The sequence below is a fragment of the Kocuria oceani genome (assembly GCF_029524215.1).
GTDB lineage: Bacteria > Actinomycetota > Actinomycetes > Actinomycetales > Micrococcaceae > Kocuria > Kocuria oceani.
In genome coordinates, this window is the sequence record NZ_JARAMH010000007.1 from 76,415 (window position 1) to 102,792 (window position 26,378).

Annotated in this window: 22 protein-coding genes; 10 read left to right on the top strand and 12 right to left on the bottom strand. The window is 74.2% G+C overall.

From position 1 onward, the window contains the following. Window positions 1-7: 7 nt before the first annotated feature. The gene (locus PU704_RS09530; RefSeq protein WP_277551143.1) at window positions 8-598 is read right to left on the bottom strand and encodes a rhodanese-like domain-containing protein; all 591 of its coding nucleotides are present in this window, start codon (window positions 596-598) and stop codon (window positions 8-10) included. Between the two features lie 189 nt (window positions 599-787). Next, the gene (locus tag PU704_RS09535; RefSeq protein ID WP_277551144.1) at window positions 788-1,345 is read right to left on the bottom strand and encodes a dihydrofolate reductase family protein; all 558 of its coding nucleotides are present in this window, start codon (window positions 1,343-1,345) and stop codon (window positions 788-790) included. A gap of 154 nt (window positions 1,346-1,499) precedes the next feature. Between PU704_RS09535 and PU704_RS09540 the strand changes: the two genes are divergently transcribed. Beyond that, window positions 1,500-2,015, top strand: a complete 516-nt coding sequence (locus tag PU704_RS09540; RefSeq protein ID WP_277551145.1) for a hypothetical protein — start codon at window positions 1,500-1,502, stop codon at window positions 2,013-2,015. A gap of 67 nt (window positions 2,016-2,082) precedes the next feature. Here the strand turns inward: PU704_RS09540 and PU704_RS09545 are convergent, their stop codons facing one another. Then, window positions 2,083-3,729 carry a peptide chain release factor 3 gene (locus tag PU704_RS09545; protein ID WP_277551146.1) on the bottom strand — a complete coding sequence of 549 codons (1,647 nt, stop codon included), beginning with the start codon at window positions 3,727-3,729 and terminating at the stop codon, window positions 2,083-2,085. Between the two features lie 178 nt (window positions 3,730-3,907). Beyond that, window positions 3,908-5,488: a polyprenol phosphomannose-dependent alpha 1,6 mannosyltransferase MptB gene (gene mptB, locus PU704_RS09550; RefSeq protein WP_277551147.1), complete on the bottom strand. Its 1,581-nt coding sequence runs from the start codon at window positions 5,486-5,488 to the stop codon at window positions 3,908-3,910. A 285-nt stretch (window positions 5,489-5,773) separates the two neighbouring features. On the opposite strand from mptB, the gene PU704_RS09555 reads away from it, so the two are divergent. Both PU704_RS09555 and PU704_RS09560 read left to right on the top strand, forming a co-directional pair. Next, window positions 5,774-7,081 (top strand): glycosyltransferase 87 family protein, encoded by a 1,308-nt coding sequence (locus tag PU704_RS09555; RefSeq protein WP_277551148.1) that lies wholly within the window; start codon window positions 5,774-5,776, stop codon window positions 7,079-7,081. A 64-nt stretch (window positions 7,082-7,145) separates the two neighbouring features. Further along, window positions 7,146-8,369 carry a glycosyltransferase 87 family protein gene (locus PU704_RS09560; RefSeq protein ID WP_277551149.1) on the top strand — a complete coding sequence of 408 codons (1,224 nt, stop codon included), beginning with the start codon at window positions 7,146-7,148 and terminating at the stop codon, window positions 8,367-8,369. A gap of 43 nt (window positions 8,370-8,412) precedes the next feature. Here the strand turns inward: PU704_RS09560 and PU704_RS09565 are convergent, their stop codons facing one another. Both PU704_RS09565 and PU704_RS09570 read right to left on the bottom strand, forming a co-directional pair. Next, the gene (locus tag PU704_RS09565) at window positions 8,413-10,512 is read right to left on the bottom strand and encodes an acyltransferase family protein (RefSeq protein WP_277551150.1); all 2,100 of its coding nucleotides are present in this window, start codon (window positions 10,510-10,512) and stop codon (window positions 8,413-8,415) included. Window positions 10,513-10,954: 442 nt separating this feature from the next. After that, complete coding sequence (locus tag PU704_RS09570; protein ID WP_380113206.1) at window positions 10,955-12,658, bottom strand: ribonuclease J; 1,704 nt, start codon at window positions 12,656-12,658, stop codon at window positions 10,955-10,957. A 480-nt stretch (window positions 12,659-13,138) separates the two neighbouring features. On the opposite strand from PU704_RS09570, the gene PU704_RS09575 reads away from it, so the two are divergent. Next, window positions 13,139-13,984 carry a hypothetical protein gene (locus PU704_RS09575; protein WP_277551151.1) on the top strand — a complete coding sequence of 282 codons (846 nt, stop codon included), beginning with the start codon at window positions 13,139-13,141 and terminating at the stop codon, window positions 13,982-13,984. Window positions 13,985-14,303: 319 nt separating this feature from the next. Beyond that, on the top strand, window positions 14,304-15,767 hold the full coding sequence (locus PU704_RS09580) for a protein adenylyltransferase SelO (RefSeq protein WP_277551152.1): 1,464 nt from the start codon (window positions 14,304-14,306) through the stop codon (window positions 15,765-15,767). 61 nt (window positions 15,768-15,828) lie between these two features. Here the strand turns inward: PU704_RS09580 and PU704_RS09585 are convergent, their stop codons facing one another. Then, window positions 15,829-17,274, bottom strand: coding sequence for a phytoene desaturase family protein (locus tag PU704_RS09585; RefSeq protein ID WP_277551153.1), 1,446 nt, complete (start codon window positions 17,272-17,274; stop codon window positions 15,829-15,831). Continuing rightward, window positions 17,271-18,137, bottom strand: coding sequence for a UbiA family prenyltransferase (locus PU704_RS09590; protein ID WP_277551154.1), 867 nt, complete (start codon window positions 18,135-18,137; stop codon window positions 17,271-17,273). The genes PU704_RS09585 and PU704_RS09590 overlap by 4 nt, the downstream gene beginning before the upstream one ends. Before the next feature lie 181 nt (window positions 18,138-18,318). Between PU704_RS09590 and PU704_RS09595 the strand changes: the two genes are divergently transcribed. Continuing rightward, window positions 18,319-19,512 carry a nucleotide disphospho-sugar-binding domain-containing protein gene (locus tag PU704_RS09595; protein ID WP_277551263.1) on the top strand — a complete coding sequence of 398 codons (1,194 nt, stop codon included), beginning with the start codon at window positions 18,319-18,321 and terminating at the stop codon, window positions 19,510-19,512. A gap of 255 nt (window positions 19,513-19,767) precedes the next feature. Continuing rightward, complete coding sequence (locus PU704_RS09600; protein ID WP_047804657.1) at window positions 19,768-19,962, top strand: hypothetical protein; 195 nt, start codon at window positions 19,768-19,770, stop codon at window positions 19,960-19,962. 120 nt (window positions 19,963-20,082) lie between these two features. Here PU704_RS09600 and yczR read toward each other — a convergent pair whose 3' ends face one another. Next, the gene (yczR, locus tag PU704_RS09605; RefSeq protein WP_277551155.1) at window positions 20,083-21,507 is read right to left on the bottom strand and encodes a MocR-like transcription factor YczR; all 1,425 of its coding nucleotides are present in this window, start codon (window positions 21,505-21,507) and stop codon (window positions 20,083-20,085) included. Between the two features lie 61 nt (window positions 21,508-21,568). Between yczR and yczE the strand changes: the two genes are divergently transcribed. From yczE to PU704_RS09620, 3 genes are all read left to right on the top strand, one after another. After that, window positions 21,569-22,201, top strand: a complete 633-nt coding sequence (gene yczE, locus PU704_RS09610; protein ID WP_277551156.1) for a membrane protein YczE — start codon at window positions 21,569-21,571, stop codon at window positions 22,199-22,201. A gap of 168 nt (window positions 22,202-22,369) precedes the next feature. Next, complete coding sequence (locus tag PU704_RS09615; protein ID WP_277551157.1) at window positions 22,370-23,539, top strand: mannitol-1-phosphate 5-dehydrogenase; 1,170 nt, start codon at window positions 22,370-22,372, stop codon at window positions 23,537-23,539. 165 nt (window positions 23,540-23,704) lie between these two features. Further along, a complete protein-coding gene (locus tag PU704_RS09620) occupies window positions 23,705-24,175 on the top strand; it encodes a hypothetical protein (RefSeq protein ID WP_277551158.1) in 471 nt (156 codons plus the stop codon). An 88-nt stretch (window positions 24,176-24,263) separates the two neighbouring features. Here the strand turns inward: PU704_RS09620 and PU704_RS09625 are convergent, their stop codons facing one another. The 3 genes from PU704_RS09625 to PU704_RS09635 form a co-directional block, all read right to left on the bottom strand. Continuing rightward, complete coding sequence (locus PU704_RS09625; RefSeq protein ID WP_047804652.1) at window positions 24,264-24,716, bottom strand: GNAT family N-acetyltransferase; 453 nt, start codon at window positions 24,714-24,716, stop codon at window positions 24,264-24,266. A gap of 103 nt (window positions 24,717-24,819) precedes the next feature. Continuing rightward, window positions 24,820-25,275, bottom strand: coding sequence for a universal stress protein (locus PU704_RS09630; RefSeq protein WP_277551159.1), 456 nt, complete (start codon window positions 25,273-25,275; stop codon window positions 24,820-24,822). Window positions 25,276-25,489: 214 nt separating this feature from the next. Beyond that, the gene (locus tag PU704_RS09635; RefSeq protein WP_047804650.1) at window positions 25,490-25,918 is read right to left on the bottom strand and encodes an Hsp20/alpha crystallin family protein; all 429 of its coding nucleotides are present in this window, start codon (window positions 25,916-25,918) and stop codon (window positions 25,490-25,492) included. Window positions 25,919-26,378 lie beyond the last annotated feature (460 nt).

A 26,378-nucleotide genomic window follows, 5' to 3' on the forward strand; every position in this document is an offset into this window, starting at 1 on the left:
GTGGGGCTCAGGCTCCGGCAGCGGGGATCTGGCTGATGGCGGAGGTGGCGGTGGGCTCGTCGGCAGCCCTGTTCCACGGCATGGCTGCGAGCGCCGTGCCCATCGCGCAGGTGTTGGAGGACGCCGAGAAGGCCAGGCCGGTGCCGACGATCCCGGCCAGGGTGCGCACCTTGGGCGAGATGAGCCGGCCCCCGACCAGCCCCGTGAGCACGAGGGAGCCGGCGGCCATGCGCACCTGGCGCTCCAGGTCCCAGCGCTGGGCACCGCGCACGACATCACCGCCCGCGGCGGCGAAGCCGGGGGCTCCGCCGGTGAGCACGTAGGCGGTGTCGACCCCGGCGGTGGACAGTCGCTGGCGGGCCTGCTCGGCGCGGACTCCCGACTGGCACACCAGCACGACGCGCTCACCGAGGCGCGCGGCCAGTTCGGCAGTGTGCTCGGACAGCAGGGGCAGGGGCACGTTGTAGGCACCGCGGATGTGCAGGGACGCGAACTCGGCCGCGGACCGGACGTCGATGACGACCAGGTCCTCGTGCTGGGCCATCCACTGGCGCAGGGTCCGGGGGTCGAGGGTGGTCACGGTGGGGGCGGAGGTCACGAAGTGCCTTTCGACGTGCTGTCGGGGGAACGGTGTGACCCCAGTGTGCAATATACCCCATGGGGTATGCAAGGGTCCGGGGCAACCCGCCGGTCGCCTGACGGACCCGGGATGAGGGTCTCGGGCCGCCGAACGCCGCGGGAGCGGACCCGGCCCGCGGCGGCGGGCTCGAGCAGCGGGAGGGATGGGTCAGCGCGCGACGTCGTAGACGGCCTTGACGACGCCGTTCGAGTAGGCCTCGTGCTCGACCAGGTCGAGCTTGCGCAGCGTGTCGGTCGTGTCGTCGAAGAGACGCCGTCCCGCACCGAGCAGCACGGGAAAGATCAGCAGGTGGTACCGGTCCACCAGGTCGGCGGCGGCCAGGCCCTTGGCCAGCGTCGCGCTGCCGTGCACCAGGATGGTGCCGTCGACGGTCTCCTTCAGCCGGGCGACCTCGTCGAGGGAGCGCAGCACCGAGGTGTTGTGCCAGGCCGGGTTCTCGAGGGTGGAGGACACCACGTACTTCGGCATGGCGTTGTACTCGGCGAAATCCTCCATCGAGGGCCAGACCGGGGCGAACTCCTCGTAGCTGACCCGGCCCATCAGCATCGCGGCCGCCTCCTGCTGCTCCCGGTCCTTGATCTCGTAGGCGGCCTCGTCGAACTCCACCTGCTGGAAGGTCCAGCCCGCGTGCGGATGCGGGCCACCGCCGGGGGAGTCGACGACGCCGTCGAGCGTGGTGAACTCGGTGATGATGAGCTGGCCCATGGGGACCTCCTGTCGATGACGTGCGGCCGGTGTCGCCGTGCCTCATACTCTGGCGGTACCTCGCGGTTCGCGGAAGGGGCGCGCCGACCGGGCCGTCACAGATCGCGGAATCTGCCGGTGGTGCACGTGCGGTGCCGCTGTGGACAATGTGGCCATGACCGGCACTGCTCCCCAACCGCGGGCACTGCTCCGGGTGAGCCGCGTCCTGATCGCTGTCGCGGTCTGCCTGATCGGGCTCATGGCGTCGGTGGCCCTGTACCTCGGCCTGGTGCACGCGGTTCCATTGGTGAGCTGGGGCACCGACGAGGAGGAGCTCCTGCGCGTCGAAGGCGCACACGACGTGCGCCGTGCATCCGCGGTGGCCGCGCTGGCCGGCGTCCCGCTCCTGACCGCCCGTGCTCCGTGGACAGGAGGCATCGCGGTGGCGGCCGCCTGCCTGCTGGCCGTGCTCTCCCACGAGAACACGATCGCGTCCTGGGGTCTGCTCCTGGTCTACGTGCTCGTCCTGCTGGTGGGCTGTGGCGCCGTCGTCGGACGGGGCGGGAGTCGACGGGGCACGGGGCCGTCGCGACGCACCCGGGATCATCAAGGTCGTGGAACGCCGACCCTGAGCTCGTGCGCCGGCCGTCGCCCGACCGTCTCGCGAGGCGATTCCTCGCGCCGACCGTGACGCCCGAGCCGTGGACCGGGAACGGCCCGTGGAATCTCGTCGCAGCGTCGCAGCTCTGGGGGCGGACTCAGGCGGGGGTGGTCTCGTCGGCGTCGCCGCCGATCGGTTCGAGGGTGGCCTCGGGGGCGTAGGTGGGAATGCGGCCGAGCTTCCACTTGTCGGTGAACACGGCGATCGGTTCGCCGTCGGCCCGCCACAGCACCTCGGTGCCGGGGATGCGGTTGAGGACCTCGGGGTCCGGGGCGACGACCCGCCGGGCCAGGGTGTAGGGGAGGGACTCCAGGCGCACCTGGGCGCCGAACTCCTGGGCCATCCGGTCGGCGACGACCTCGAACTGCATCGGCCCCACCGCCGCGAGCACCGGCGCCTGGTCCCCGCGGGCCTCCGAGCGCAGCACCTGGATGACGCCCTCGTGCTCGAGCTGGGTGATCCCGCGGCGGAACTGCTTGGCCCGTCCGGCGTCCACGGCCCGGGCCACCTGGAAGTGCTCGGGGGAGAAGTGCGGAATCGGCGGGAAGACCACCGGGGTGTCCACGTAGACGCTGTCCCCGGCCCGCAGCACGGAGGCGTTGACCAGTCCCACCACGTCCCCGGGAAAGGCGGTCTCCACCGTCTCCCGGTCCCGGCCGAAGACCTGGTGGGCGTACTTGGTGGCGAACGGTTTGCCGGTGGCCGCGTGGGTGAGGACCGTCCCGCGCCGGAACACCCCGGAGCAGACCCGCAGGAACGCCACGTGGTCGCGGTGGGCGCGGTCCATTCCGGCCTGGAGCTTGAACACGAACCCGGAGAACGGCGCCTCCACCGGTCGCGGGACCCCCGCGGCGTCGGGACGCGGGCCGGCCGCCGGCGCGAGGTCGACCAGGACGTCGAGCAGGGTGGCCACCCCGAAGTTCAGGGCCGCGGCGGCGAACAGCACCGGGGTGGCCTCGGCGGCCAGGAACGCCCCGGCCTCGAAGGCCCCGTTGCTCTCGGCCATCAGGTCGGCCGTCTCGCACGCCTCCTCCCACGCCGGACCTTCGAGCTCGGCGGCCTGGGCGGGGTCGAGCACCTCCGCCTCGGCCACGGCGGCCCCGGCCGCCACCCGGCGGTACCGGGTGTAGGTGCCGGTGGGCACGTCGAGGGTGCCGCGGAAGTCCCCGGACAGCCCCACCGGCCAGGTCAGCGGCACCGGCACCCGGCCGGTGCGCTGCTGCACCTCGTCCATGAGCTCCAGGGCGTCCTTGCCGGGGCGGTCCCACTTGTTGATCACGGTGATCACCGGCAGGCCCCGCCTCGCGCACACGTCGAAGAGCTTCAGGGTCTGGGTCTCCAGGCCCTTGGCGGCGTCGATGAGCATCACCGCGCAGTCGACCGCGGCCAGCACCCGGTAGGTGTCCTCGGAGAAGTCGGCGTGGCCGGGGGTGTCGAGCAGATTGATCACGGTGTCCCGGTAGCTGAACTGCAGGGCGGCCGAGCTGATCGAGATGCCCCGGTCCTGCTCCATCTGCATCCAGTCCGAGACCGTGGCCTTCCGGCTGGACTTGCCGTGCGTGGCCCCGGCCTCCTCGATCACGTGGGCGTGCAGGGCCAGGGCCTCCGTCAGCGTCGACTTGCCCGCATCCGGGTGCGAGATCACCGCGAAGGTCCGCCGACGGGCGGCCTCCGCCGCCACCGTCTCCGGTGCGGGCCCGTCGAGCAGGTTCGACGGGGTGCGTGCTGTCTGCTGTCCGGCCATGCCCTCGACTCTAGCCCGACGTCACGACGGGGTCGTCGGCGGCGATCCCACGGGCCCGGGGCGCGCCGCCGTCACGCGAACGGCCCGGCGGCGCCCGCGGTCACCGCTCGCTCCGTCGCCGTCCGGGGCGGTCCGGACCGCCCCGGGCCGATCGGGGGAGGGCGTCCACGTGGAGATCTCAGCGACGGGGGCGCCGGCGGGCGAGCCAGCGCACCGGGCCTCCGCGGACCAGCAGGTGCCGGGTGTGGGGGTCCAGGAGGATCAGATAGGCGGTGAACGCCAGCGCTGTCACGAACGCGATCGTCGACGCGTCGACCGGCAGCTCCATGAACGGCCACACGGAGAGCTGGTCCTGGGCGCCGAAGATGACGAAGAAGGTGATCACGATGTACAGCGAGCGGATCTGCCAGTTGTCCTTGATGCCGGTCGCGGCGAGGAACGGCAGGAACCACAGGATGTACCAGGGCTGGATGATCGGCGAGAGCAGCACCACGGCCGCGAAGGCCAGGCCCAGCCTGCGGACCAGCTGCCGGTCGTCGCCGCGGAACATCAGGAGCAGCACCAGCCCGATGGCGGTGTACTGCAGCGCGCTGCGCAGCGCCGAGGCCAGCTGGGCGCCCGGCAGGCCCACCGCGTCCGCGAGGTGGTCGACCCGCTGGCTCAGGAACCCGGACGGTGAGTAGCCGGTGAAGCCCGGGGTCGGATCCACCAGCGCCCAGACCCACCCGGTGCCCAGTTGGTAGGGGAGCCCGCTCAGCAGCAGCACGCCGAAGCTCAGGGCCGCCGTCGCGGCCCAGAGGCCGAACTTCCGTCCCCAGGACGCCTTCGGTCCCGCCCACAGCAGCCCGATGAACGGCAGCAGCAGGATGGTGATGGGCTTGATGGCGATCGAGGCTGTCACCAGCAGGACCCCGGCGATCGGCCGGCCCGTGGCCGCGGCGTACGTTCCCGCCACGGCCAGCCCGAGCATCAGGGCGTCGTTGTGCGCGCTGGCCACGAAGCTGATGAGGAACAGGGGATTGGCCACGGCGATCCACAGGGCGCGAGCCGGGTCCACCCCGTGCAGCTGCGCCAGCCGGGGCACATAGACCACGCAGAGGAGGACGCCGGCGCAGGCCAGGAGGCGGAAGATCAGGACCGAGAGGTCCGGCTGGGCGCCGGTGAGGGCCACGACCGCCCGCGCCGCCCACAGGAAGTACGGTCCGTAGGGAGTGCGGGCCTCCGCCCAGGCCGGATCGGCGCCCAGCATGAACCAGTTCTCCAGGGTGGAGATGCCGGTCGTGTAGGGATTCTGGTCGGCCAGCATGAGCCGCCCCTGGCCGATGTAGGCATAGACGTCCCGGGAGTAGATCGGCACGGCGAACAGCAGGGGCAGCGACCAGGCGCACACCGCCAGCAGGACGGTGCGGTGGGCGCCGGCGGGCCAGCCCTGGAGTCTCTGCCCGAGGCGGAGCCAGGAGCGCACCAGCAGCATCGCGCCGACGGTCAGCAGCACGGTGGAGCAGTACACGCCCCACCCCTCGACGCGCAGCGCGATGACCAGGGGATTGCGGACCATGGGGGAACCGCTCGCGATCCACCCGGTGCCGATCGATCCGACGAACATCAGCACGGAGCCGACGAACCCCTGCAGGACGGCGACGTGCGCTCGCGGTGGCCGCGGGGAGGCCGGCCCCGGCCGGGGCTGTGCTGCCGCGGCCTCCTCGGCCTGCTCATGACGGTTCTCCGGTGCCCCCCGATGCGAACCACCTGCCGTCATGACGTGTGCTGATCCCCTAGGTGTGCCATTGCTGGGCGGACAGGTGTGCCGGATGCTCTCCGGGAGCCCGATCCTAGCAGTCACGGACTCCTGGGCCCGGGGACCGCGGGGGGCGCCGTGGTCCCCGCACCGGGGCGCCGGCCGGGCCCGGGGGTGTCCGGGGGCGCGGGTGTCCGCCCGCCGCCGCCCGGGCACGTAGCATGGGGGAGCCGCGCAACGGTCCCGGTGACGGCTCGCCGGGACGGCCCGCTGCCCTGTCGCTCAGCCCCTGACGAGGATCGCCCCATGTCCACGGACAAGACCTTCAGCCTGCTCACCCGGTTCCGAGACCGCCTGCTGCCCCAGCGGTGGCAGCTCTGGGCGAACTCCCCGCGCGGACTGCTCACCGGCTTCCTGGCCGTGCACCTGGTGTTCCTGGTGTACGCCCTGGTGACGTCCCTGCTCGGCGGAGCCTTCAGCGACACCTACATCTATCGTGCGTGGGCACAGGCCGGCTTCGACGAACAGAACCTGGGCGCCGAACCGAGCCCCTGGGTCTATCCGGTGCTGGCCCTGCTGCCGATCGCGGTGGCCGGAGCGGCCGGTCCGGGACCGTTCTTCTTCCTGTGGGTACTCATGATCACCGTGCTCAACGGCTGGGCCGTGGGGAAGCTGACGGACTGGGGGCGCGACCGCCGGGCCGTCCCGGCCGCGTGGTGGTGGCTGGGCTTCGTCTTCCTGATGGGCTGGCTGGGCTTCGCCCGTGTCGACGGGCTCACGGCCCCGCTGGTGCTCGTCGCCCTGGTCTACGGCGCGGCGCACCCGGTCGTCGCCTCGGTCCTGCTCAGCGTTGCCACCTGGATGAAGGTCTGGCCGGCCGCCGTGGTGCTCGCCCTGGTCACGGTGGTGCGCCAGCGGGTGCAGGTCGTCGTCGCGGGCCTGCTGGTCAGCGCGGCCGCGGCCGGGATCGCCGCCGCCATGGGGAAGCTGCCGAGGCTCCTCGACTTCCTCACCCAGCAGGGGGACCGGGGCATGCAGCTCGAGGCCACGTTCACCACCCCGTGGCTGTGGCTGTCCGTGCTGGGGGTGGGCGAGTCCCGGATGTACATGAACACCGAGATCAACTCCATGCAGGTGGACGGCCCCGGGACGGAGACCATGGCCGTGCTGATGCAGCCCCTGCTGCTGCTGGCCGCCGCCGTGGTCACCGTCCTGATCGCCCGGGGGCTGCGCCGCGGTGAGCAGTCCGGCGCCGTCGACCGCACCGAGCTGCTGCTGGCCGGCTCGCTGACCATGGTGACCGCCTTCATCGTGTTCAACAAGGTCGGTTCGCCGCAGTTCATGGTGTGGCTCGCTCCGGCCGTGGCCGTGGGGCTGACCCACCACCGGGCGGTGTGGCGGGTGCCGGCGGCGATGCTGATCGTCATCGCCGTGGCCACGTTCTTCGTCTACCCGCTGTTCTACTACGAGCTCAGCCACAACGACCCGCGGATGGCCCTGGTGCTGACCCTGCGCAATGCCATGCTCGTGGTGCTGCTGTGGTGGTCGGGACGCCGCCTGTACCGGCTCGGCTCGACGCGGCCGACCACCGTGCTCACCACCAAGGAGTCCTGAGATCTCCGCCGCCTTCCGGGACCGGCTGACCGGTCTGCGCGACACCGTCCTGCCCGCCCGCGCCGTGGCCTGGTTCGCCCGCCCGTCCAGCGTGTGGTGGGGCTTCGCCGTCGTCCACCTCTACTTCCTGGGCTGGATGATGTCGTTCGTCGTCCACGGCGACGCCTTCAGCGACACCGAGCAGTACCGCCGGTGGGCCATGGCCGGGTACGACCCGACCGGTGGCGCGGACGGCATCAGCCCGTGGGTGTACCCGGTGCTGGCGCAGATCCCGATCCACCTGGCCGGGATCGCCGGGCCCGGCCCCTATCTGCTGGTGTGGACGCTCATCATCACGGTGCTCGACGCCGTGGCACTGGCCTGTCTCACCCGTGGTCCGTGGCGTGCGCGCAGCGTCCTCCCGGCGTGGTGGTGGCTGGTCTTCACCGTCTTCCTGGGCTATCTCGGCTTCGCCCGGGTGGAGGGCGTCGCGGCCCCGATCGTGCTCATCGGACTGCTCTGTGCGGCCGGGCGTCCGGTGCTCGGCTCGGTGCTGCTGAGCATCGCCACCTGGATCAAGGTCTGGCCGGCGGCCGTCCTGCTCGCCCTGGTCATCGCCTGCCGGCAGCGGCTCCGGGTCCTGGCCGCCGGGGTGGTGGTGACCGCGGCGGTGGTGCTGGGCACGTATCTCTCCGGCGGCATCGCACGCATCGCGGACTTCCTGGTCAACCAGGGGGAACGCGGCATGCAGCTGGAGGCCACGTTCTCCACCCCGTGGGTCTGGTTGAGCGTCCTCGACGTGGCCGGGGCGCGGATGGCCGACAACGTGGCCATCAACTCCACCGAGGTCTACGGGCCCGGTGCCGAGGTCACCGCGTTCCTCATGCAGCCCCTGCTCGTGCTGGCCGTCCTCGCGGGGTCGGCCCTGCTGGTCCGTGCGCTCCGGCGCGGGGCCGAGCGGGAGGAGCTCCTCTACGAGGGGGCGCTGATGATGACCACCGTGTTCATCGTCTTCAACAAGGTCGGGTCCCCGCAGTTCATGATCTGGCTCGCCCCGGTCGTCGTGGTCGGCCTGGTGCACGACCGCCGGCGGTGGAGGGCCCCGGCGGCGCTGCTGATGGGGATCGCGGTGGCCACGTTCGTGATCTACCCGCTCTTCTACACCCCGCTCATCCACGCGCACCCGGTGATGGCGGCCGTCCTCACCGTGCGCAACGCGCTCCTCGTCCTCCTGCTGTGGTGGTCCGTGCGGCGCACCGTGGAGCTGGGCAGCGCCACCCGCTCCGCGCCCCGGACCGTCGACGCCTGAGCCCGCGGACCGGCTCCGGGCACCGCCCGGCCGGACCCGGGGGCTACCGCCGGTCCGGCCAGTTCAGGGCCTCGAGCATCCGGGACTCCACGTCGGGGGCGAGGGTCTCGCCGTAGGTGGAGGTGACGTGGTCGAGGTCCATGTAGACCTGGATGTTGCCGATCACGCCCGGGCAGACGGTGTCGGTGCACAGCCGGTCGGTGAGGTCGATGCTGTGCAGGTCCTCGTGCCGGGCGGCGACCTCCTCCAGCGGGTTCTCGGGCAGCAGTGACTCGGAGCGGGGCGGGTTGCAGCGGTGGTGGTCGGGTCCGTAGGTCTCCACGCAGGCGAACATGCTGAAGGGGAAGCGCGGGTTGTCGCGGAAGCCCAGCACCGGGATCCCGGCGTCCAGGAACGGGCGCACCCCGTCCTCGTAGCCGTCGACGAGCATCTCGTGCGGGGCCTCGGGCAGGGACCGGGTGCCGATCGTGACGACGGCGTCCGGGTCGGCCGCCAGGGCGGCCTCGCCGGCGGCGGCGTTGAACTCGCCGCACTCTGCGTCGGCCGGCTGGGCGCCGCCCGCGTAGCGGCAGGCCATGCGCAGGTAGGAGATCACCGTCCAGCCCTGGGCGTCGGCCGCCCGGTGGATCGGGGTGAGCAGCTGCTGGGCGTGGGAGTCCCCGATCACCACGACGGTGCGTGCGGGGGCGGCTCCGTCGTCGGGTGCGATCACCCGGCAGTGGCCCAGGCCCTCGAGGGACTCGGGCGTGTCCTCGGGCGGACACGCTCCGCCGGTGTCGCCCCACTCGTGCTCGCGCTCGGCGCCCGTGGGGATGATCGGCACGTCCGGGGCCTCGGTGACGTCCCCGCGCAGCACCGCGGCCCCGGGGTAGTTCTGCGCGGTGCGCTCCACCCCGGCGGTGGGGTCGCGCTGGACCGTGTACTGGTGGGCGCCGGTCAGGGGAACCGCCACGAGCAGGGCGGTGGCGGTCAGGCGGAGGCCGTGCCCGGCGCGGATCCCCGGCAGGGCCCTCCAGCCGGCCAGCAGCGGCGCGGTGGCCCGGGTCAGGAGCACGGAGGCGGCGAGAACGCCGAGACCGTCGACGGCGGGAACGTCCTCGCGGGCGGTGACCAGCAGGTAGATGATCAGCAGCGGCCAGTGCCACAGGTAGATCCCGTAGGCCCGGTCGCCGAAGAAGAGCAGCGGGCGGGCCGTGAGCGCGCGCCCCGCGCCCAGCGGCGCGTCGGGGGCCAGCGCGCCGCCGACCAGCACCGCGGCCGCGCCCACGGTGGGGGCCAGGGCCGCGGTGCCGGGGAAGCGGGTGTCGGCACCGATGAGGAAGGGGGTGGCCACGATCGCGGCCAGCCCGGCCCAGCCCAGCGCCACGCCCACCGGCCGGCGCACGGCGTCCGGGACGCTTCTCCGCGACCCGGCCTGCGGGCGGGACGGGCGGAGGAGCGCCAGGGCGGCCAGGGAGCCGAGAGCGAACTCCCACAGCCGGGTGACGGTGCTGAAGTAGGCCCAGGCCGGCGCGCCGGCCGTCTGCGCCAGGGACCACGCGAAGGAGCCGGCGAACACCAGGGCGAACACGGCCAGGGACACCGTGCGGAAGCGCAGCCCCGCCCACCGGGCGACGAGCGCGCAACCGGCCAGCAGCAGCGGCCAGAGCAAGAAGACCTGGCCCTGGACCGACAGCGACCACACGTGCTGCAGCGGGGTGGTGGCCGCGGTGTTGCCGGCGTAGTAGTCCACGGACTGGCCGGCCAGCACCCAGTTCTGCACGTAGGACAACGAGCCCCACACGTGGGAGAGCAGCTCCTCCCACCGGCTGGGCGGGAAGAGGGCCAGCACCGCGGCGAGCACGGCCAGCAGCATGACCGCCATCGGCCCGATGAGCCGCGCGAAGGTGCGCACCCAGTACTCGCGCACCGCCAGGGGCCTCCCGCGCTCCACCCGTCGCGCGAACGTGCCCGTGAGCAGGAACGCGGACAGGACGAAGAAAACGTCGACTCCGCCGGAGACCCGGTCCGTCCACAGGTGGAAGGCCACGACCAGCAGCACGGCCACTCCGCGCAGCCCCTGGATGTCGGGACGGCGGCCGGGCACGTGGGCACCCGCCGGAGCGGGCGCGGCCGGGGCGGTGGTCGTGGTCGGGTGCGTCATGGGAGGTGGTGCCTGTCGGGGTCGATGGCAGGGTCGGCGTCCGGCGCCGGGCCTGCGGGGGCGAGGAGACCCGCACCGCCGTCTCCGGGGCCGCGGCCCGCCCGGGTGGAAAGAGCGCCCACGGGGTGGGCCGGCACCCGGCGTCCGGGGCGGTCGGAGCCGGGGTGCTCCCCGGACGTGCGGTCACCGGGCACGGGACCGCTGCGAGGCAGGGGGCCCACAGGCGGAGCCGCCGAAACGGGCGAGCAGGCCCGGCGGTACACCGGCGTCGTCGACCGCCGATCGGAGGCCGCGGGAAGCGGGGGTGGGCCCGCCCTGTCCGGGCAGGAGGCGGACCGCCCTCCGACGTGCTCCTCCACGGTACCCGCTCCGACATCGGGTGCACGACCCGGTGGGCCTCCCCGGGGCGGAGAGCCCGCCGGGGAGGCCCGAGGGACGGGGATCAGGCGTCGATGACCACGGCGGTGACCAGCGGGGCCCGGCGGTAGGCGCGCTCCAGGTGACGGGCCACGGTGTCGCCGATCAGCGACTCGAGCTCGTCGAGGTCCTCCAGCTTCGTGGTGGTCGGGCGGGCCAGGGCGTGCTCGACCTTCTCGGCGGCCTTGTCGAAGATGTGCTCGTCGTGGACGAAGCCCTTCGCGATGAACTCCAGTGGCTCGGTGAGCGCGTTGGTGTCGGCGTCCACGATGGCCACGACGGTGACCACCCCGCCCTCCTGCAGCAGGCGCCGCTCCACGAGGGTCTCCTCGGTGACCTTGCCCACCGTGTGGCCGTCGACGTAGACCAGCCCGGCCTCCACCTGCCCGGAGATCCGGGCCCGGCCCTCGACGAGGTCGATGGTGCTGCCGTCCTTGCCGATGAGCACGTTGGCCGGGTCCACGCCGGTGCGGATCGCCAGCTCGGCGTTGGCGTGCAGGTGCTTGGACTCCCCGTGCACGGGCATCACGTGGGTGGGCTTGACGATGTTGTAGCAGTACACCAGCTCCCCGGCGGAGGCATGGCCGGAGACGTGCACCTTGGCGTTGCCCTTGTGCACGACCTTCACGCCGAGGTCGGTGAGCTTGTTGATGATCCCGTAGATCGCGTTCTCGTTGCCCGGGATCAGCGAGCTGGCCATCAGCACCGTGTCCCCGGGGTTGAGCTGGATCTGGTGGGTCTCGTTGGCCATCCGCGACAGCGCGGCCAACGGCTCCCCCTGGGAGCCGGTGCACACCAGGGTGACCTTCGCGTCGGGCATGGAGCGCAGCTTCTTGAAGTCGACCACCAGCCCGCGCGGGATCTTCAGGTAGCCCAGCTCGGTGGCGATGCCCATGTTCTTCACCATGGACCGGCCGACGAAGGCGACCTTGCGCCCGTGGGCGTGGGCGGCGTCGAGGACCTGCTGGATCCGGTGGACGTGGGAGGCGAAGCTGGAGACGATGATGCGCTTGGGCGCGGTGGCGAAGACGTGGTCGATCGCCGGGGTCAGCTCCTGCTCCGAGGTGGTGAAGCCGGGGACCTCGGCGTTGGTGGAGTCGGTGAGGAACAGGTCCACGCCCTCGTCGCCCAGCCGGGCGAAGTGGCGCAGGTCGGTGATCCGGTCGTCCAGCGGGAACTGGTCCATCCGGAAGTCCCCGGTGTGCAGCACCAGCCCGGCGTCGGTGCGGATGGCCACGGCGAGGCTGTCCGGGATCGAGTGGTTGACCGCGACGAACTCGCACTCGAAGGGGCCCGCCCGGTGCTTGTCCCCGGCCTCCACGTGCACCGTCTTGGGGGTGATCCGGTGCTCGGTGAGCTTGGAGGTGATGAACGCCAGGGTCAGCTCGGAGCCGATCAGCGGGATGTCCGGGCGCTCCTTGAGCAGGTACGGCACGCCACCGATGTGGTCCTCGTGCCCGTGCGTGAGCACGATCCCCACGATGTCGCCCAGCCGGTGCCGGATGGAGGTGAAGTCGGGCAGGATGACGTCGATGCCCGGCTGGTGCTCCTCGGGGAACAGCACCCCGCAGTCGACGACGAGCAGCTTGCCGGCGTGCTCGAACACGGTCATGTTCCGCCCGATCTCGCCCAGGCCCCCCAGCGGGGTCACCCGCAGGCCTCCGGCGGGCAGCGGCGGCGGGGACTTGGGCTTGCGGGAGGAGCGGGAGGAACGGGAGGTGTTGGTCAACGGTTCACGCTTTCTTGGTGGGTTCGGGCACGGTGGTGCGGCCGGCTCGCGCGGAGCACGGCTCGCGTGCGGGGTGGAACGGCCCCGCGAAGTCTGGGTCAACTCTAACGTGGTGGGAAAGTTCCCGGGCGCGGGCGGCAGCCGGAGGCCGGCGCCGGCGCTGCCCGGATCCCGCGCGAGGGTGGGGAACCGCCGGCCGAGGGAACTGCCTGGGCGGGGAACTGCGGGGCGGGGAGATCCCTTCGCCCGAGGTCTCCGGGCACCCGGCGCTCGCGGTGTTTGCGCTTGTCACAGGCCATTTCGCCCCGAGAGGCTCCCGGCCGTACATGCAATGACATCCATGAGTCCCGGGGCAGCGCGGGCGGACGTCCTCATGGGCCGGAGCCGACCGATCCCTCCCGGGAGCAGCACGGGTGCCGTGTGCCGGTCGGATCGCCCCGTGCCGATCTCCTGGGACCGTCACGAGAACAGGAACGCCCAGTGCACACGCTCTTCCCGACCGGGACCGCGACCACGAGCCGGCAGGCCCGCCGCTGGTGGTGGTTCCTGCGCCCGGCCGCCGGTGCTGTGCTCGCCGGCGGACTGCTGCTCGCAGCGGCTCCGGCGCAGGCCGTGACCACCAGCTCGACCGGCTGGCACCCCGTCAGCGGTGCCGACCGGGTGTTCCGCGCGGACAACGGCATCTCGCTGACCTACCACTACTACGCCGAGGGCGTGGACTGGGACCGTCCGGCCGGGGCGGTGTTCTTCTTCGACGGGGACGGCACCGCCCGTGCCGAGCAGCCGACCGGGCGCTTCGCCACGCGCATGGCCCGGGTCGCCGCGGACACCAACCGGGCCTTCGTGTTCGTGGAGGCTCCCCACGGCACCCGCAGCTGGCGGGCCGGGAACACCGGCGCCGTCGCCGAGGCCGTGCGCCAGTTCGCCACGACCGACATCACCCCCACCACCGACGCCGGGGTGCTGGTGGCCGGCTACGCCGGAGGCGCGGAGTTCCTCTCCCGCCACCTGCTGCGCGGGGGCGCGCACTGGTTGCCGGACGGGTCCGGGGCCGCGCTCATCGGCGGCGGCACCTACGGGCAGCCGGTCGGCGGGGCCACTCCGGCCACCGAGGACCTGGCGCTGACCTGGGTCGTCGGCGACCGGGACGGTGCCTACGCGACCGACGCCGGGTCCTGGTCGGCCCGGGCGGCCGCCGCGCAGGCCGAGGCCGCGTACCAGGACGCCGGCTACGAGCGGGCCCGGCGCATCACCACCGCCGGGGCGCACGCCGACTACGACATCCCCGCCCTCGTGGCGGACGGGCTGGCCGCGCTCGACCGGTGACCGTGCCGCCCGCGGGCGGGCGCGGCGTGGCTCGCCGGCGCAGGGTTCGTGGTCGCGTCACTATCACGATTCCGCGTCCACGTCGAAGGTGCACCTAAGGCTACTGAGCAGTACGGTGGTGTGCGGCTCGGACCGCGGGCCTGGGAATCGCCGGAGGCCGGGGTGGCCTCGGGGGCGGCGTGCTCCAGGGCGACCTGCTCGAGCCGGAGGTGGCGTCGGGGCCGGGGGGCCCCGAGGCCACTGCCCGGGTGACCGCCCCCCGCGACCGCGGGCGGGACCGCAGCCCCCGTTGTCCGCCGGTCCCTGTATCGTTGACGAGGTGACTATCACACCGCTGTCGACCGTCACCTTCGAGGGGCGCTTCGCCCGTGAGCTCGGCGAGCTGGCCGTGCCCTGGCGTGCCGAGGAGGTCCCCGACCCCCGGCTGCTCGTGCTCAACGAGCCCCTCGCCGTCGAGCTGGGATTCGACCCTGCCGCGCTGGAGAGCCCGGCAGGCGTGCGTCTGCTGGTCGGCAACGCCGTTCCCGGCGACGCCACCCCGGTGGCGCAGGCCTACTCCGGGCACCAGTTCGGCTCCTTCAACCCGCGCCTGGGCGACGGCCGCGCCCTGCTGCTGGGCGAGATCGCCGACGCCGGGGGCCGCCTGCGCGACCTGCACCTGAAGGGCTCCGGCCGCACACCGTTCGCGCGCGGCGGCGACGGCCTCGCCGCGGTCGGGCCGATGCTCCGCGAGTACGTCGTCAGCGAGGCGATGCACGCCCTGGGCGTCCCCACGACACGTGCCCTCGCCGTCGTGGCGACAGGACGCCGGGTGCGTCGGGAGCGCCTGCTGCCGGGGGCCGTGCTGGCCCGGGTGGCCGGCAGCCACCTGCGGGTCGGCAGCTTCCAGTACGCCCGGGCCACCGGCGATCCCGGGCTGCTGCGCCGCCTCGCCGACCACGCCGTCGACCGGCACTACCCCGAAGGGGCATCGGCCGAGCACCCGCATCTCGCCCTCTTCGACGCCGTCGTGGCCGCCCAGGCGTCCCTGGTCGCGCAGTGGATGCTGGTGGGCTTCGTCCACGGGGTGATGAACACCGACAACATGACCATCTCGGGCGAGACCATCGACTACGGGCCGTGCGCGTTCATGGACGCCTTCGACCCGGCCACGGTCTACAGCTCGATCGACGAGCGCGGACGCTACGCCTACCGCAACCAGCCGGTCGCGGCGGAGTGGAACCTCGCGCGGCTCGCCGAGGCCATGCTGCCCCTCTTCGACGAGGACCAGGACCGTGCGGTGGGTCTGGCGGAGACGTCGCTCGGGGCGTTCGCCGGGCAGTACAGCGCCGCCTGGACGGCCGGCCTGCGCGCCAAGCTCGGTCTGCCCCAGGAGCTCGGCGACGACGTCGTCTCCGCGCTTGCCGACGACCTGTTCGCCCTGCTCCGGGCCAACCACGTGGACCACACGTCCTTCTTCCGCAACCTCGGCGCGGCCGCCCGCGGCGACGCCCGGCCCGCCCGGGACCTGGTGCTCGATCTGCAGGCCTTCGACCGCTGGGCCGAGCGCTGGCGGGCCCAGAACCCGGACCCCGAGATCATGGACCGGACCAACCCGGTCTACATCCCGCGGAACCACCTCGTCGAGGAGGCGCTCGCAGCGGCCGCGGACGGCGATCTCGACCCGCTGGGACGGCTCCTGGAAGCGGTGACCGCCCCGTACGACGAGCGGCCGGGCCTGGAGCGCTACGCCGCCCCCGCGGCGGAGGACTTCGGGCCGTACACCACGTTCTGCGGGACCTGAGGCCGGGCCCCGGCCCGAGCGACCGTCGCAGCCGAGCGACCGTCGCCGCCGGGCGCTCGGCTCAGGCCGCCGGCCCCAGGTGCTGCAGCAGCTTCTCCGTCGAGATCATCGCCCCGCCCAGGACGGCCGGCAGCCCGCCGCCCGGATGGACGGAGGCCCCCACCCGCCACAGCCACGGCCGCAGCAGGCTCCGGTGGGACGGGATGTGCAGGGGCCCGCTCTGCCACGACGGACGGACCGCGCCGTAGAGCGCCCCCTGCGCCGATCCGTGCACCGCGAAGAACGCCGGGTCGAGGATCTCCGTGCGGCGGAAGTGCTCCCGCAGCGGGGCCCGCAGCCCCAGCACCCGGGCCGCGCGGTCGAGCTCGCGGGCCACGAAGAGGTCGTCGAGGGTGTAGGACCTCCCGTTGGCGGGGGCGGTCAGGAGCAGGGCCAGGGTGGGGGAGCTGTTCGGGTAGACGCCGTGGGCCGGGTAGTAGTTCGCGAAGGCCATGGTCTGCGCGGGCTCCTCCCCGGCCTCCAGGCTGGCGTAGAGCTCCGCCGGGCGGTCCGGCAGGATGACTCCGTGCCGGGGCGTGCCCTCGGGGAGCGCGGCGTCGAGGACGGCGTAGATCGCGATCGCCGAGCAGCTGAGCCGGCGCGGGCGCCGGGGGGCGCCCCCGGCGAGGAGGCCGCCCAGGCGGTGGGCGTCGACCCCGCTGACCACGGCGTCGGCCCGGTAGGTGCCGCGGGCGGTCTCGACCCGCCGTCGTGCGACGGCGGTGACCGGCTCCCCGGTGCGGATCTCCACGCCGGCCCGCCGGGCCAGCCGCTCCAGGGCCTCGACCAGCTCGTACACCCCGCCGCGGGGGATCCACACCCCGTCCCGGGCCATCACCGCGGGCATGCTCGCGTAGAGGGCCGGGGTGCGCGAGGGGCTGACGCCGGCGTTGAGGGTGTGGATGGCGATCACCTCGCGCAGGCCCTCCGGCATCCAGTCGAGGCCGTCGAGGTAGCTGCGGGTGGTCAGGCGCGGCCCGTAGAGCCGGCCGAGCGCGGCCAACGCGGGGTAGGAGCTGCGGTCCAGGGGAGCAGTGGTGAGCAACCGGGTGACGTCCGGGCCGAGACCGCCGTGCTCGGCCTCGAAACGGGCCCAGGCCGCGTGCCAGGGGTGGCCCGGCGGCACGGGCAGCTCGCTGCGGGTGCCGCGGTAGTAGTACGTCCCGACGTCGGGCAGCCGCTCCAGCTCCAGACGGGCCACCGCCGCGGCGTCGGGCTCCCCGGCGCGGGCACCGGTGCCCGCGCCGCGCAGGGTGTCCAGGCGCCCGAGCAGCTCCTGCCACACTCCCGGGAACGTGACCAGCGAGGGCCCGGTGTCCAACCGCTGCCCGGCCTGTTCGATGCGCCGGCTCTTGCCGCCGAGGTGGTCGGCGGCCTCCAGCACGGTGACCCGGTGGCCGGCGTGGCCCAGCAGGGCGGCGGCGGTCAGACCGCCGATGCCGCCGCCGACCACGACGACGCGGCTCACGGGTACCGTCCCAGGATCAGCGCGCCCGCCAGCTGCACCCCGGCCACGGTGCCGGCGACGTAGGGGAACGCGATGGAGTGCCGGTAGAGCCGGTGGCCGGTGTCCGGGGCCGGGGCCCGCAGCAGGGAGACCACGAGCCACCCTGCGATGAGCGCGTTGACCACCGCCACCGGAACGCTGACGAGCGCGAAGCCCAGCACGGACACGGCCCACCACGCGCCGCTCCACCACCCGGTGCCGCGCGCGCCGAGCCGGACCGCCGTCGTGGTGATGCCCACCGCGCGGTCCTCCTCGATGTCCTGGACGGCGTCGAACGCGTGCTTGGCCACGCTCCAGGCCATCAGGCCCAGCGCCGCCGGCCACACGGGGGTGTCGCCGAGCGCGTAGGCCAGGACGACCAGGGGGAGGGCGTAGGCGGCGTTGCTCAGGGAGTCGAGGAAGGGCCGCGCCTTGAAGCGCAGCGGCGGGGCCGAGTAGAACACGAACACCAGCACGTACAGCCCGATCCAGCCCAGCGCCGCCGGGGGGAGGGCGAGGGCGAACCAGAGGGCGAACGGCAGGTTGGCGGCGAGCACCGACACCCAGATCGTGCGCACCTCGGAGGCCCTGATCCGGGCGCCCTCCAGCGACCCCTTGCGCGGGTTCAGGGCGTCGGTGTCCTGGTCGAAGATGTCGTTGACGCCGTAGATCAGCAGATTGAACGGCAGGGTCAGCCACAGCAGCAGCGGCACGGCCTCCCACCGCAGCAGCGAGCCGGTGAGCCACATGCCCAGCACGCCCGGGCCCAGCGTGTTGATCCAGAGCACCGGCCGTGAGATGTGCACCATCCGCCGGAGGGCGGGAGCGGGGCCTGCTGCTGGCACGGTGGTGGTCCTCCTCGGACGACGGACACCCGGGAGGCCCGGGCGCCCTCCACTCTACGGGGCCGCGGGAACCGGGGAACTTCCGCGGTCGGGCGGGGCGCCCGGCCCGGAGGGCGGCCGGGGCGGCGCCCACGGCGGTTCGTGCCCGGCCGTGCGGCCGGGCAGACTGGTGGTCGTGCGCATGATGCTCCTGACCTCCGGAACCCGCGGCGACGTCGAGCCGTTCGCAGCCCTGGCCCGGTACGCCGCCGCCCGGGGGCACGAGGTCCGGCTGGGGGTGCCGGACCGGTCCGGCGCCGACCTGTCCGGGCTCGACACCGTGCGTCTCGGGGTGGACTTCCACCGTCTGCTGCGCACCGACGGGCTCTCCCCGCGCGCGGCGCTGCGCCACTACCGCACCGAGGTGCGCCCCGGCATGCGGCGGATGCTCTCGGCCGCGGTGCGGGAGACGCTGGCCTTCGGCCCCGACCTGGTCGTGCACCACCCGCTGATCCTCACCGCCCCCGCCGTGGCCGACGCCCTGGGCGTCCCGCGGGTGCTGACCGAGTTCGTGCCCGTGGCCACGCCCACCCGCGAGTTCTCCGCCCCGGGCGGGCCCACGGTCAGCGCGGACCTCGGGCGGTTCAACCGGGCCACCTACGCGGTGCCGCGCGGCGCGGCGCGTCTGTTCCGCGCCGACGTCGAGGGTGCCTGCGCGGCGCTGCCCGGCGGCCGGGCCCCCTCGCCCCGCTCGCCCTCCCGGGCCACGCTGATCGGGGCCAGCCCGCACCTGCTGCCGCGGCCCGCCGACTGGTCGGCCGCGATCCACCTGACCGGAGCGTGGCACGACGAGGCGCTGGAGCCTGCGACGGAGCCCGTGGTGGACCGGTTCGTGCGCGGCGGACCGTACCTGGTGGCGACCTTCGGGTCCATGCGGGCGGGCGACGCGCAGGCCCGGGCCCGTGCGGTCGTGGCCGGGGCGCGCGCCCACGGCCTGCGCACCCTGCTGCTCAGCGGATGGGGCGGCCTGGTCCTGCCGGAGGACCACCCCGGGGAGGACGTGCTGGTCGTGCCGTCCGCGCCGCTGGGCCCCGTGCTCCGGGGGGCCGCCGCGGCGGTCCACCACGGCGGGGCCGGAACGGTGCACACCGTGGCCCGCGAGGGCGTTCCCTCCGTGGTCGTGCCCTTCCTCGCCGACCAGCCGTTCTGGGCCGGGCAGCTCCACCGCCTGGGGATCGCGTCGGCCCCCGTGCCCCGCCGGAGGCTGACGGCGGAGACGCTGGTCCCGGCGCTGGGCGAGGCCCTGGCCCGGGGCGAGCGGGCCGCGCGGCTGGGACACGCCATGCGGCAGGAGCGGGGGCTGCGGACCGCGCTGGACGTCCTCACCGGCCTCTGAGCCGCCCCGCCCCGGCTCGTCCGGCGCGCACGCCCCGTTCGGTGCACAGTGCCCGTCCTGCCCGGCCTGCCCGTCCGGCGTGCAGTGCCCTCCCGATCGTCCGGAACGGCCTGCTCGTCCGGAGCCTGCTGTCTGTCCGGCCCGCCCCGTCCTTCCGGCTCGGTCACCCGCCCTGCCCCCGGAAGAGGGGTCAGACGGGCCCGGTCGGGCCGTGCCACGATGCCGGGGAACGACGCCGAGCGGAGGGGGACCGCCATGCCGAACCAGATGACGCTGCTGTTCATGAACCTGCTGCTGACGATCGTCCTCGTCGTGGGGTTCTCCCTGCACCTGGGCGGATGGCAGTGGTGGTTCCCGTGCCTGTGGCTCGTGGGCATGGCCCTCGGCTCCGTCTGGAGTGCGCTGCCCCGCCCGCACGCGGTGCGGTCCCGGTGGGCCGGCACCGGATGACCCGCCGCGGGAGCCGGCGACGGGTCCGGCGCGTTCGGTCCGGGGATCGGCGGCGGCGCATGTGACGCCCCGTGTCGCGTGCTGCCCGGTGCTCCCGGACGGGCCGGCCGGGAGCGGGCGTCAGGCCAGCTGCGCGGAGGTCGTGGAGCCGACGGGGTCCAGCGACGCGCTGCCGAGCGCGGCGTCGGCACGGGCCAGGCCGGACACGGTCCGTTCCAGGTCCGCGACGGGCAGGGTGAAGGGCAGGCGCAGGAACCGTTCGAAGGTCCCGTCGACGCCGAAGCGGGGCCCGGCCGCCAGGCGCAGCCCGTGGCGCGGCGCGAGCGCGGCCAGCGCGCTGCTGACCGGTTCCGGCAGCTCGGCCCACAGGGAGAGTCCCCCCGGGGGCACCTCGAACCGCCAGCCGGGCAGGTGCTCGCCGAGGAGGGCGACCAGCGCCGTCCGCTGGACGCGCAGCTGCTCCCGGCGGGCCGGGAGCACGTCCGGGTCCCGCAGCAGCGCCGCCGTCGCCAGCTGCTCGACGATCGGCGAGCCCATGTCCACGCTCGGTCGGGCCGCCGCGAGCCGGGCGACCGTCCCGGGTGTCGCACGGACCCACCCGATGCGCAGACCTGCCCAGTAGGACTTGCTCGTCGAGCCGATCGAGATGACGTCCGGGTGGTGGACCGCAGCCGGAGGCGGGGGCGGTCCGTCGAGGTGCAGGTCGACGAGGGTCTCGTCCACGACCAGCGTGGTCCGGGACTCGCGCGCGGCGCGCACGATCGCGGCGCGCTCCTGACCGGTCATGCACCGACCCGTGGGGTTGTGGAAGTCCGGGATCACGTAGGCCATGGTCGGCGCGGTCTGCCGGAGCGCGGCGCGGTAGCCCGCGACGTCCCACCCGGTGCTCCCGAGGGCCACGGGCACGGGACGGCAGCGCGCCTCCCGCACGGCATCGAGGGCGTGGGGATAGGAGGGGTGGTCGACGACGACGCGGTCGCCCGCCGCGGTGACCAGTCGGAGCACGAGGTGCAGGGCGTGCTGCGCCCCGGAGGTGACGAGGATCTGCTCCGCCGTGGTCGGCAGGCCCCGGGCCGTGTACGTCTCGGCGACGGCCTCGCGCAGCACGCCCACCCCGGCCGGGGAGTACCCGTGGCTCGGCAGGTGCGCCGGCAGGTCCTGGAGAGCCGCGGCGTAGGCGGCGTGCACGGCCTGCGGCGCGGCCGGCAGCGCCGCGTAGGCGAGGTCCAGCACTCCGTCCGGTGCCTCCGGGCCCGGTGTGCTCGTTCCGCTCCTGCCGGGCAGGGCCGTGGTGCTGCGCGCGCCCTGCCGGCCGGTGAGACAGCCGCCCTCCCGCAGCAGCCGGTAGGCCCCGGTGACGGTGGTCCGGCTCAGGCCGAGGGCGGCCGCCAGCTCCCGCTCCCCGGGCAGCGCCACGCCCAGCGGCACTCGTCCGTCCAGCACGAGCAGGCGCAGGTGGTCCGCCAGCTCTCGATAGGCGGGTCCGCGGCCGGACGGGGCCGGGAGCATCGGGGCCAGGGCACGGGCGCTGATCCTGGGGGTCACGAGAACCAGTGTTCACCCACTGGCTATAGGAAGCAATGCCAGTCAAGCGAAGACTGGAAACATGTTGAGGCGCAGACTCGTCCAGTTGTACACCGGCCTCGTGGCGTACGGTTTCTCGCTCGCCATGATGCTCCGTGCCGACCTCGGCCTGGATCCCTGGGACGTCTTCCACCAGGGCGTGGCCGAGCGGCTCGGCTGGAGCTTCGGGGCGGTGGTCGTCGCCACCGGCGCGCTGGTGCTCCTGCTCTGGGTGCCGCTGCGGCAGCGGCCGGGTCCCGGGACGATCAGCAACATCGTGGTCATCGGCCTGGTCGTCGACGCAGCCCTCCTCGTGCTCCCGCACGTCACCGGGATCCCTGCCCGAGTGGGGCTGCTCGCGGGCGGTGTGCTGCTCAATGGGGCGGCCACCGCCGCCTACATCGGGGCCCGCTTCGGCCCCGGCCCCCGCGACGGCCTGATGACCGGGCTGGTGGCGCGCACCGGCGGCTCCGTCCGGCGGGTGCGCACGGCCATCGAGCTCTGCGTCCTGGCCACGGGCTGGGCGCTGGGGGGCAGCGTGGGCGTGGGCACCGTCGTCCACGCGCTCGCCATCGGCCCGCTCGTCCACCGCCTGCTGCCGCTGCTGGACCTTCCCGCCGGTCCCCGCACCGTGCCCGCGCCCCGGGAGAGGACCGTGCCGCGAGTTCACGGCTGATGCCGCTCCGTGCCCTGCTCGCCGCTCTGCGCCCTCGGCGCCCTCGGCGTCCTCGGCTGCGGCGTCCCGGCGCCGCCGGCACGGTGTCCGGTGGCGCGCACAGGTGTCCTGCCCGCCGGCGGCGCGTACCGTGGGCCAGGTGATGGACGTCTTCGGGAAGGTGAACCCATGAGCACGGCAGTGCACTTCGGTGCAGGCAACATCGGACGGGGTTTCGTGGGGCTGCTGCTCCACGAAGCGGGCTACGAGGTGGTCTTCGCGGACGTGGCGGCGCCGCTGATCGACGCGCTGGCCTCGACCCCCAGCTACACGGTGCACGAGGCCGGCGAGGGCGGCCGCGACCACGTCGTCGAGGGCTACCGGGCGGTCAACTCCGCCACGGACGAGGACCGACTGGTCCAGGAGCTGGCCCGAGCGGACGTGGTGACCACGGCCGTGGGCCCGAACATCCTGCGGTTCGTGGCCCCGGCCATCGCCAAGGGCCTGGCCGCCCGCCCGGCCGGGGCGTCCCGGGTGGCGGTGATGGCCTGTGAGAACGCGATCAACGCCACCGACATCCTGGAGCGGGAGGTCCGGGCCGCTGCCCGGGACCAGGGCCTCGACGACGCGGCGGTCGACGCCCGGGCTGTCTTCGCCAACACCGCGGTGGACCGCATCGTGCCGAACCAGGAACCAGGGGCGGGCCTGGACGTGCGGGTGGAGCCCTACCTCGAGTGGGCGATCGAGCGGGGACCGTTCGGCGACACCGTCCCGGAGATCCCCGGGGTGACCTGGGTGGAGGCACTGGGCCCCTACATCGAGCGCAAGCTGTTCACCGTGAACACCGGCCACGCGGCCGCCGCCTACTTCGGGCGCGCCGCCGGGAAGCGCAAGCTCTCGGACGCGCTGGCCGATCCGCAGATCCGGGCCAAGGTCGAGGCGGTCCTGCAGGAGACCAAGGCGCTGCTGGTGGCCAAGCACGGCTTCGACCCCGCGGAGCAGGAGGCCTACGTGCAGAAGATCCTCACCCGCTTCGCCAACGCCGAGCTGCCGGACACCGTGGACCGGGTGGGCCGGGCCCCGCTGCGCAAGCTGAGCCGGCACGAGCGGTTCACCGGGCCGGCCGCGGAGCTGGCCGAGCGCGGACTGGGCACCGCCGCCCTGCTGGCCGCCATGGGCGCGGCCCTGCGCTTCGACGCCCCGGACGACCCGGAGGCCGCCGAGCTCGCGCAGCTGCTGGGCGGACCGGACCCGGACGAGAACCTGGCCGGGCGGCTGACCGGCCTCGAGCCCGGTCACCCGCTCTTCGAGGACGTCGTGGGCGTCGTCGCCGCCGCCCGGGCGTCCCGGCGGGACTGAGACCGCCGGGCACCGCGCGGGACGGGCGTCCCGGACCCCGGTCCGGGACGCCCGTCCCTGCCGGGTGCCCCGGTGGGCCCGCGCCCCCGGATGAGGGGTCAGACACGGCGGTGCCCGGGGTGGGAGGATGCGGTCATCGAGCACGTCCGACCGGGGGAGGACCACGTGCTGACCGGCGTCGACAAGCTGCTCCTCGGGCTCTGGCTGCTGCCTCTGGGCCTCGGGTTCGTCGTCGGCCTGCGCGCCGGGGGCGACGACGGACTGGTGCTGCTCTTCGTCTCGGGGGTCGTGGCCGCGATGTATCCCGCGGTGCTGGCCGGCATGCTCCACCATGCGCGTCGCCGGCGCCGCTGGGCCGACCTCGTCGCCGCGGACGGGCCTTTCGGGCGCACGGACCGGACGGCTCCGGTCGGCGAGGACGTTCCCGAGGCCCCGGGCGGGCGGGGCCGGCTGCTGGTGGTCCGTGCCCTTCCGCTGCTCCTCGTCGTGCCCGTGGCCGTCCACCTCGTCGCCGCCGGGGGCGGCTGGGCCTCCGCGGTCATCACCGCCCAGCTCATCACCGTGGTGACCATGGCCGCCCATGTCCACCAGGGGGGCAGGGAGCCCGGCCCCGCCTCCCCGTGGCCATCCGCCTGAGGCGCCCGCGGCGACCACGGGAGCCGCAGGCCGCCATCCCGCCGCAGGCCGCCAGGAGGGGACGGCCACGGGGAGCGCGCCCGCCGGCTCAGGGGCCGTCCGGAGGCACGGCCTTGCGGTAGTGCCGTGACGGCTGGGCGTAGCCGTGGCGCTCGTAGAACCGGTGGGCCCGCCGCCGCCGGTTCGAGGTCGACAGCTCCAGCGCGGTGGCGCCCATGTCCCGCGCCGTCCGCTCGGCCGCGGCCAGCAGGAGCGCGCCCACGCCCTGGGACCGGGCGGGCTCGTCGACCACGAGTGCGGTGAGCCGGGCCCGGTAGGCGCTCTCGGTCAGGAACGGCACCCGGTGCAGGTGCGCCAGGCCGACCACCCGTCCGGCCGCCTCCGCCACCAGACACCGGTCGTCGGGCCCGCCGGTGCACACCCAGGCGCGCACCCACCGCGCCTCGGGGGCGTAGCCGAGCTGCCCGAGCAGGGCCACCACGGCGGGGACGTCGGTGGCCCGGGCCCGGCGGACGGAGACGGCGGGGACCTCCTCGGTCACGGGGGCGTGCCGTCCGGCGGATCGGCGGGGCCACCGGCCGGAGCGCCTCCCGCGGACCCGCCGCCGGACGCACGGCCTGACCGTCGGGTGCAGAGCACGTCGCCTACCGGCGCACGACCAGGACCGGGCAGTGCGCGTGGGAGACCAGCGCGGAGCTGACCGAGCCCAGGATCATGCCGAGCACCCCGCCGACGCCGCGCGCCCCGACCACCAGCATCCGGGCGCTCCTGCTCTCCTCGACGAGCAGCTCGGCGGGGCGTCCGCGCAGCAGCCGGGTGCTCAGCCGGGCGGGGCGGGTCTGGCCGAACACCTCCTGGAGGGTGTCCTGGAGCATGCGCCGGGCGTCGGCCTGGAACGCTTCGGGATCGAGTTCGGGGATGTATCCGTAGGAGGTCGCGTACAGGGCCGGATCCTGCCAGCACGCGATCACCTCCAGAGGGGCGTCGAAGGCCTGCGCCAGCCGGGCCGCTTCCCGCAGCGCCTCCTTGGAGTGGTCCGAGCCGTCGACGCCCACGATGATGCGGTCGCCGGTGGGGGTCTCGATCGGGGTGTCGCTCATGGCGCTCCTTCTGTGCGGGGCCGGCGCTGCCGGGGAAGGGTGGATGGGGTCGCCCCGTCCCCGGGACGCCGGGCTCGAGGCGGTGCGGTGCACCGTGGCCTGGGCCGCGGTCGGGCCGCGGTCGGGCCGTGGTCGGGCCGTGGTCGGGCCGTGGTCGGGCCGCGGTGGGGCGGCGGATCGCACACCGGTGGACCCGCCGCCGCGCGCGGTGACCCTAGGCGGAGCCGGATTCCCGGCGGGTCACCGGGATCTTCTTGGTGGCCTGCTCACCGGGCTCGCGCATCGGGGCCCGGACCTCGAGCACCCCGTCGGTGTAGGCGGCGGTGATGTCCTCCTCCCGGCAGCCCTTGGGCAGGGGCAGGGCGCGGGAGAAGGAGCCGTAGTGGAACTCGGAGCGGTAGCTGCCCTTGTCCTTGTGCTCGGTCCTCTCCTGGCGGGTGGCCCGCAGGTGCAGGGTGTCGTTGACGACCGTGAGCTCGACGTCCTTGTCCGGGTCGATCCCGGGCAGCTCCGCCCGGATCACCATGGTGTTGCCGTCCTGGAACTCCTCCACGCGCGGCCACGTGGTCTCCAGGTCCCCCTCCATGAGACGACGGAGGGGCTCGAGCACGTCGAAGGCCTCCCTGCGCATCAATCCAGCCATGACCAGACTCCTCATCGTGAACTGACCGGCGCCGGCCCCCGTGGCCGACGCCCCCGGTGCCGGCGCCCGGATCCCCGGGACCGTGCGCTGCACGCGGGCATTTCCACCGTAGGCACCCTGTGCCGGTGCGGTAAGGTCCGGGGCCGACATGTCCCGATCGTGACGCCGCCCGGGAAGCACCGGCGCTGCGCAGAGCCGCCGCGGACGCGCTCAAGGGGCTGAACGTCCGTGCCGAGGGTCCGGAGCCGACGATGTCGTCGCGGCGGCCGGCGTCGACGTCGTCCAGGGGGGGGCGCACGTGCCGGTCGCCGCGCCGGCCCCGGACCGCGCCGGCGCCGCTGCCGTCCGTCGCCCACCCGGGGGTTCTCCCGGGTGCGACGACTTGTTGCGCCCATCGGCCGCCGCGCCGGACCGGCCCCGGTCGCGGCGGCCTACCCTGGGTCCAGGGGGTGGTGGCCGT

Excerpts from the sequence above, each read along its gene's own strand:
- PU704_RS09535 (WP_277551144.1), bottom strand. The coding sequence starts at position 1,345 with ATGGGCCAGCTCATCATCACCGAGTTCACCACGCTCGACGGCGTCGTC.
- PU704_RS09540 (WP_277551145.1), top strand. The coding sequence starts at position 1,500 with ATGACCGGCACTGCTCCCCAACCGCGGGCACTGCTCCGGGTGAGCCGC.
- PU704_RS09545 (WP_277551146.1), bottom strand. The coding sequence starts at position 3,729 with ATGGCCGGACAGCAGACAGCACGCACCCCGTCGAACCTGCTCGACGGG.
- mptB (WP_277551147.1), bottom strand. The coding sequence starts at position 5,488 with ATGACGGCAGGTGGTTCGCATCGGGGGGCACCGGAGAACCGTCATGAG.
- PU704_RS09555 (WP_277551148.1), top strand. The coding sequence starts at position 5,774 with ATGTCCACGGACAAGACCTTCAGCCTGCTCACCCGGTTCCGAGACCGC.
- PU704_RS09565 (WP_277551150.1), bottom strand. The coding sequence starts at position 10,512 with ATGACGCACCCGACCACGACCACCGCCCCGGCCGCGCCCGCTCCGGCG.
- PU704_RS09595 (WP_277551263.1), top strand. The coding sequence starts at position 18,319 with ATGATGCTCCTGACCTCCGGAACCCGCGGCGACGTCGAGCCGTTCGCA.
- PU704_RS09600 (WP_047804657.1), top strand. The coding sequence starts at position 19,768 with ATGCCGAACCAGATGACGCTGCTGTTCATGAACCTGCTGCTGACGATC.
- yczE (WP_277551156.1), top strand. The coding sequence starts at position 21,569 with ATGTTGAGGCGCAGACTCGTCCAGTTGTACACCGGCCTCGTGGCGTAC.
- PU704_RS09615 (WP_277551157.1), top strand. The coding sequence starts at position 22,370 with ATGAGCACGGCAGTGCACTTCGGTGCAGGCAACATCGGACGGGGTTTC.
- PU704_RS09630 (WP_277551159.1), bottom strand. The coding sequence starts at position 25,275 with ATGAGCGACACCCCGATCGAGACCCCCACCGGCGACCGCATCATCGTG.
- PU704_RS09635 (WP_047804650.1), bottom strand. The coding sequence starts at position 25,918 with ATGGCTGGATTGATGCGCAGGGAGGCCTTCGACGTGCTCGAGCCCCTC.